We start from the raw sequence: 7,163 nt of genomic DNA on the forward strand, positions 1-7,163 counted from the left end.
TTTTTAGACGAAAGTCAGGCGCTTTATTTTAAAAATAAAGTCCTTGTGATTGCGATAGATTTTTATTTTAAATGCTTTATAGGATTAAATGGATTGTAAAGCGCTATTTTGCTGTTAAAAATAAACTTTTATAAACTTATTATAATTTTATTATTTTATAAATTAATAAAATAAAGCTTTAAATTAACTATTCTCTATAAATGTAGGATATTACTAATATTTTATAGTAGAGATTTCTTCAATTTTTCATTTCAAAATTTATTGAACCGGAAAAATAATATTTTTAAGGCTCTTCAAACAAACCAGCTTAGATTTTTATAAAATTTTGTTTACTCAATAATAGCGTAAATATTGCATTCTAAGGGCGTTAAGCTTACTTCTTTTGATCTCATAGATAAAATAAAACCCGCCAGTTTGCGCTGTAATTTTTCGTTATCAATCTTTACGCGATAATCGTATCCTAAATGACCTTAAAGTACGAAGGCATCGAATAAATTATAAAGCTGATCTGCCTATTCAAAGCTACTCGAAAACTATCCGGGCCCAGATAACTGTCTATGCCCGACTATCTCGAATAATTTCGCTTTTAATAGTTAAAGTATATGCTTTACAATTTTTCAATTTGAGTGCTCTTACAATCAATTGTACGATATGATACTATAATTCATTGAAAATATCCGATTCTCATAGACTTTAATAGCGATTTGGTAATTGAAAAGAGAAAGCTAATGGATTTCCTTCCAATTTTATGGACCTAAATTTTAGATTTTATCGAAATAAAGCCCTTTAGGTTTTCTTAAATACATCCCGTTAGGCTATTGTACGAAAATATTCCATTCTAAACGAGTTTATAATGGAAGCAGCCTTATCTTCTCGCATTTCATTCTCTGTCGTTAGATACGACAGAATGATATCTGGTACTTGACGTTTGAAACAGCATAGAGTAACTTTTTACTAAACCCTTTGAGCTTTTAATATATTTTTTCTTTCTTTTTTTCTTGGTAAATTTTAGATTCTAGAGGGCACAAAACCATAACAGCGTGAGAAATGTTAATAAATAAAGCTTCCGTTTGTGCTATATTTTTGCTTGTTTTGTATTATGCCTAAGAACGTTCAATAAGCGGAAAATGGAAGGAAAGTCATTTTCTACCTTGGAAAGATTTTGGTACAAACCCGCTGAGATTTTGATATATGATATATTGCCTGGCAGTTTTCTGTATATCTGACTCAAAAAAGGTTTAAAATGGATCAAATCTTTGTGTATTTATTTTAATGATAATTATTTAATTTTAAATTTATATTATCTTTTTCCCAATTGCTCGACTACATATTTGATTAATTTGCTTTTTATTGACTTTTATATATGTAACAATGCGTATTTTTGTTGTTCATAAACTGTTGAAAGTACCCGCATGGAAATTGTAAATTATGAGCTTCAGGCAAAAGGATATAATGATGCTCCGATTGACCCCTCATTGGATTTGGTAGCTGAAATCCAACGATTAAAGAAAGAAAAGAATGCTGTAATTTTGGCACATTACTATCAGGAATCTGAAATTCAAGATATTGCAGACTATATTGGAGATAGTTTAGGCCTGTCCCAGGAAGCTGCAAAAACAGATGCCGATTTAATTGTTTTTGCCGGAGTACATTTTATGGCGGAGACAGCGAAGATACTTTCGCCAACAAAAAAGGTTATTTTGCCGGATGCTAAAGCAGGCTGTTCGCTGTCGGATTCATGTCCACCACACTTGTTTGCTAAATTTAAGGAACAGTATCCGGATCATTTGGTCATCACTTATGTCAATTGTACTGCCGAATTAAAGGCACTTTCGGATATAGTATGTACGTCGAGCAATGCAGTTCAAATTGTGGAAAGCCTTCCGATAGATCAGAAGATCATTTTTGGTCCCGATCGTAATCTTGGGGCTTATGTAAAGAAAAAAACCGGCCGTGATCTAGTATTATGGAACGGTGCTTGTATGGTTCATGAAATTTTTTCTCAGGATAAAATTGATCGCCTGAAGAGTGAATATCCTGAAGCGAAGTTTATTGCGCATCCTGAATGTGAAGATCATATTTTAGCGAAGGCGGATTATGTGGGTTCCACATCAGGTATGCTTAAGTTTACGCAAACAGATAATGCACAAGCTTATATTGTAGCCACAGAATCTGGGATTCTTTATCAGATGCAGAAAGCAAGTCCTGGCAAAACTTTTATTCCTGCACCACCGAACAATGCCTGTGCATGTAATGATTGCCCTCACATGAAGCTTAATACGCTTGAGAAGCTTTATAATTGTTTGAAATATGAATCGCCTGAAATTTTACTTCCCGAAGACGTCATACTTCGCGCACAACGCCCTATTGAGCGTATGTTGGAGATATCAGCAAGCTTAGGATTGTAATAAATTGTATAATTTTTGATGATAATCGATATGATAACAGGTTGGTTTTCATATCGATTATTATTTTTATAGTGCTATTAACGAAGCTAGATCATAGCGGTATGAGATACCTGTTTGGGCATTATATGATAGTTTAATATTTTAAATTTTTTAACATGTTCGATTTTGATAATACTGAACGCACCAGTCTGGAGGAAATGGGCGAGTTCGGTTTGATTGACTATATCAGTAAAGCAGTGGAACTGACCGAAAAATCTACCATTAAGGGAATTGGTGATGATGCAGCGGTATTGGATTTTGAAGGAAAGAAAACCTTGATTTCTACTGATTTGCTTTTGGAAGGTATTCATTTTGATCTGCGGTATGTCCCTTTAAAGCATTTGGGATATAAGGCAGTACAGGTCAATTTGAGCGATATCTATGCGATGAACGGAATAGCTTCCCAGATTACGTTTTCTATCGGGTTATCTTCCAAATTTCCACTGGAAGCCGTAGAAGAGATCTATCAGGGAGCTTTGATCGCCTGTAAGAAGTATAATGTCGATTTGGTTGGGGGGGACACTTCGGCTTCGGCCCAAGGTCTTGTTATATCCGTTACGAGTATAGGTTATGCCGACGCAGATAAGATTGTCTATCGCAACGGTGCAAAGGAAGGCGATTTATTGTGTGTATCCGGAGATTTGGGAGCAGCATACATGGGACTGCAGCTATTGGAAAGAGAAAAAGATATTTATTTGGAAAACCCTAATGTGCAGCCGGATCTGGAGGGTAAAGACTATATTGTTGAACGTCAGTTAAAACCGGAAGCACGAAAGGATATTGTTGAATTATTTGCAAAATTAGATATCCTACCTACATCAATGATGGATATTTCTGACGGTTTAGCTTCCGAAATACTTCATATCTGTCGACAATCTGATAAAGGTTGTAGATTGTATGAAGAAAAAATTCCATTGGACCAGATGACCTACGATACCGGACGTGAATTCGGTATTGACCCGACGGTTGCAGCATTAAATGGGGGGGAAGATTATGAACTGCTGTTTACAATAGCACAGGCAGATCACGATAAGATCAAGAATTTACCTGATATCAGTATTATAGGCTACATGACGGCAGCATCAGAAGGCTGTGAAATGATTTCTAAGTCCGGAAATCTTTATCCAATCACGGCGCAGGGCTGGAATGCTTTTAAAAAGAAAGATTAAATTAAGATAGCTAAAGAAAACAGCCAAGTTTTCAATGAATGAATATTGAAGAAGTTGATGTTAAAATATTCAGTCGATAATAAAAAAGGTTGTCCAGCTGGACAACCTTTTTTATTGTTCTAGTTCTTCTTCGAGTACCAGATCCTCTTGCTTGGGATCTCGCTCCTCGACATTGAAATTGTTGTAGCCTAATCCTACTTCAATCTGCAGAAGACGCTGCTGTAACATTTCTAGAATTGCCAGGAAATTATAGACAAATTGAACCTTGTTTTCGGAGTTTTTCAATAGTTCCTGAAAATCTAATTTCTTATTGATTTCAATAAGCTCAGCTATCGCTTTCTTTTGTTGTTCGATTGTATAAGGATATTTCACAACGGTATGCGTTACCTCGGGTGGCCTATTGCGAAATTGATACATCATTTGCTCATAGATCATCATCAGGCCATATAGATCAAAGCTATCCAGGTTTTCACCTGTAGCATCCAATTGAAGCTGTTGGCGTATATCATAATGGATATTGCCTCTGCTATACAATTGGAGACGGTTTTCTTCCATCACCCGGAGGCCTTCGCAGACCTCTTTGAACTGCTTATAGAGAATAAGTTTCTGAACGAGGTCTTCCCTCAGATCTATTTCGTTCTCATTTTCATCCAGATCCGGTCTCGGCAGTAACATCTTTGCTTTGATACGCATCAATGTAGAGGCGACAAAAATAAATTCGCTGGCCATCTCCATATTGAGTGCCTGCATCTGACTTACGTAAGACAAAAAATCATCCGTAATTTTCGAAATAGGGATATCATGAATGTTCAGTTCGTCCCGCTCGATAAAAAATAGTAATAAATCAAAAGGTCCCTCAAATTGAGGAAGCTTGATTTCGTAACCTTCTTCTACTTGCATATCTTATTACAAATTTACATAATAAAATCTGTTGGAATTGTTCATATGAAAACTATTGCTGTTTTTATTTGTTGTAGCTCAATATGGAAATGCGATTTATTTTAAAGATTAAATAAAATTGTCGTTACTTTGTGTGAACATTTAATGTAAATAGCAGTACTATGCAATTGGAGGCTGGAGAACTATTAAGTAAAATAAACGATCCCTCTGATCTAAAAAAGCTAAAGGAAGACCAATTAGAACAACTAAGCCAGGAATTACGTCAATTTATTATTGATCAGGTTTCGGTGAATGGTGGTCACTTTGCAGCAAGTTTGGGAGTCGTTGAGTTAACGGTGGCGTTACATTACGTAATGAATACCCCCTATGATCAATTGATATGGGATGTAGGCCATCAGGCTTATGGTCATAAAATTCTGACTGGACGTCGCGAGGTATTTCATACGAATCGTATTGAAAACGGTATTTCGGGTTTTCCGAACCGTTTTGAATCAGAATATGACGCATTTGGGGTAGGCCATTCTTCTACCTCAATTTCAGCAGCTTTAGGGATGGCTGTTGCTTCCCAAATAAAGGGAGAAAAGGATCGTCAGCATATTGCGGTTATTGGGGACGGAGCTTTGACCGGTGGAATGTCTTTTGAAGCATTAAACCATGCTGGTATCTCCAAATCTAACCTATTGGTTATTCTGAATGACAATTGTATGTCGATAGATCCTAATGTTGGCGCGCTGAAAGAATATTTGACGAGTATTACGACATCAAAACGATACAATAGATTTAGGGATGATATCGCTGCTGTGCTGACAAAAATTTCTGAGGTAGGGCCAAATGCACTCGGTATTGTTAAAAAACTGGAGAAAAGTATCAAAGGGACTTTATTAAAGAATGCTAATCTTTTTGAGTCATTGAACTTTAGATATTTTGGTCCGGTTGACGGACATGACGTAAAGAAATTAGCTAAGACGCTTGAAGATCTTAAACATATACCCGGTCCCAAATTGCTACATGTTGTAACAATTAAGGGAAAAGGGTTCGCACTTGCTGAAAAGGATCAGACGAAATGGCATGCGCCGGGCTTATTTGATAAAATTACCGGAGAGATAAAAAAATCTTCCAGTGAAAAACCGGTAGCACCCAAATACCAGGATGTTTTTGGACATACGATGGTCGAGCTTGCTGAAGCAAACAAAAAAATTGTTGGTATCACACCGGCGATGCCTTCAGGCTCTTCAATGAATATCATGATGAACGCAATGCCTGATCGGGCCTTTGATGTCGGTATTGCTGAACAACATGCCGTCACATTTAGTGCCGGTCTGGCGACACAGGGGCTATTACCTTTTTGTAATATTTATTCGTCGTTTATGCAACGTGCCTATGATCAGGTTATCCATGACGTCGCGTTACAAAATTTGAATGTTGTTTTCTGTCTGGATCGTGCGGGGGTAGTTGGAGCGGACGGAGCCACACATCACGGAGCTTATGATATTGCATTTATGCGTTGTGTCCCCAATATGACCGTTTCTGCTCCAATGAACGAAGAGGAGCTCAGAAACTTAATGTATACTGCACAATTGCCTAATAAGGGGCCTTTCGTCATTCGCTATCCGAGAGGAAATGGAGTAATGCCGGATTGGCGCCGTCCATTTACGGAAATAGAAATCGGAAAAGGGCGTGTGATTACCGAAGGTGAAGAACTTGCTATTCTAAGCTTCGGCGCTATTGGTAATGAAGCCGTCAAAGCCGTACAACAATTGAATGAATTGGGAATACATCCTGCACATTATGATCTGCGATTTGCCAAGCCTTTGGATGAAGACTTATTGCATCTGGTCTTTAAAAAATTTAAAAAGATAATCACAGTTGAAGATGGCTGTCTACAGGGGGGGATAGGGGCTGCTGTATTGGAATTTATGGCAGATCATGGTTACAACAGTCAGATTGTACGGTTAGGTATTCCAGACCGAGTTGTAGAGCATGCCGAGCAGAGTGCCCAATGGCGAAATTCTCATTACGATGCCGCTGCAATTGTGCAAGAGGGAAAGAAAATGTGTGATGGAAAATTTACCCATACGATGGTTGGATAGATACGAGTATTTTTATTTATACCATAAAAAGGAAATTCTTTAAGAGGGTTTCCTTTTTTTATGATATAAAACCAAGTCTTTTTTTTAAATTTTCACGTCGGCTATGTTACAAAATGATTTTCCAATAACTTGTTGATACGAGATTTTTTTATTTTCCAATGGCTCCAGAATCGGTTAGAAAGATATTTGGTAATGTTGTTAAGTAGACTTTAAATTCTTATAAATTTAATATTAAAAATATATGAACTAAAGGTTGTATTTCGCTTTTATTTTGGTTAATTTAGTTCTAGACCTTTAGACTGATCTGTAGTATGTTTACTACTTTTTTTGTTCTTTTTTTTGAAATAAATTTGGAATGTTAATAATTATTTTTAGAGATCAATTTTAGCGCAAGTTTTCCACAATTTTACAAGGTAACTAACTGATATATAGATTTTTATTAATTATTTTATATTTTAGTTTTTTAGCTGATTTTTTTTTGTCATCTTCGTTCTCAGAGAAAGTTATCAACATATTTTTTGTCGCGTATTGTAAATCAACTTATTAACAATTTTAGA

General features: G+C 36.3%; 4 protein-coding genes. 3 read left to right on the plus strand and 1 reads right to left on the minus strand.

Annotated elements, in window-relative coordinates; all coding sequences use genetic code 11:
• Positions 1–1,412 precede the first annotated feature (1,412 nt).
• A complete protein-coding gene (gene nadA, locus ABTV71_RS28285) occupies positions 1,413–2,408 on the plus strand; it encodes a quinolinate synthase NadA (RefSeq protein WP_121125406.1) in 996 nt (331 codons plus the stop codon).
• A gap of 155 nt (positions 2,409–2,563) precedes the next feature.
• Positions 2,564–3,616 carry a thiamine-phosphate kinase gene (gene thiL, locus ABTV71_RS28290; protein WP_121125405.1) on the plus strand — a complete coding sequence of 351 codons (1,053 nt, stop codon included), beginning with the start codon at positions 2,564–2,566 and terminating at the stop codon, positions 3,614–3,616.
• 111 nt (positions 3,617–3,727) lie between these two features.
• Here the strand turns inward: thiL and ABTV71_RS28295 are convergent, their stop codons facing one another.
• On the minus strand, positions 3,728–4,516 hold the full coding sequence (locus ABTV71_RS28295) for a segregation and condensation protein A (RefSeq protein ID WP_108635418.1): 789 nt from the start codon (positions 4,514–4,516) through the stop codon (positions 3,728–3,730).
• A gap of 161 nt (positions 4,517–4,677) precedes the next feature.
• Between ABTV71_RS28295 and dxs the strand changes: the two genes are divergently transcribed.
• A complete protein-coding gene (gene dxs, locus ABTV71_RS28300; protein WP_433901831.1) occupies positions 4,678–6,606 on the plus strand; it encodes a 1-deoxy-D-xylulose-5-phosphate synthase in 1,929 nt (642 codons plus the stop codon).
• Positions 6,607–7,163 lie beyond the last annotated feature (557 nt).

Origin of the sequence: Sphingobacterium puteale, assembly GCF_050986225.1 — a bacterium.
Taxonomy (GTDB): domain Bacteria; phylum Bacteroidota; class Bacteroidia; order Sphingobacteriales; family Sphingobacteriaceae; genus Sphingobacterium; species Sphingobacterium puteale.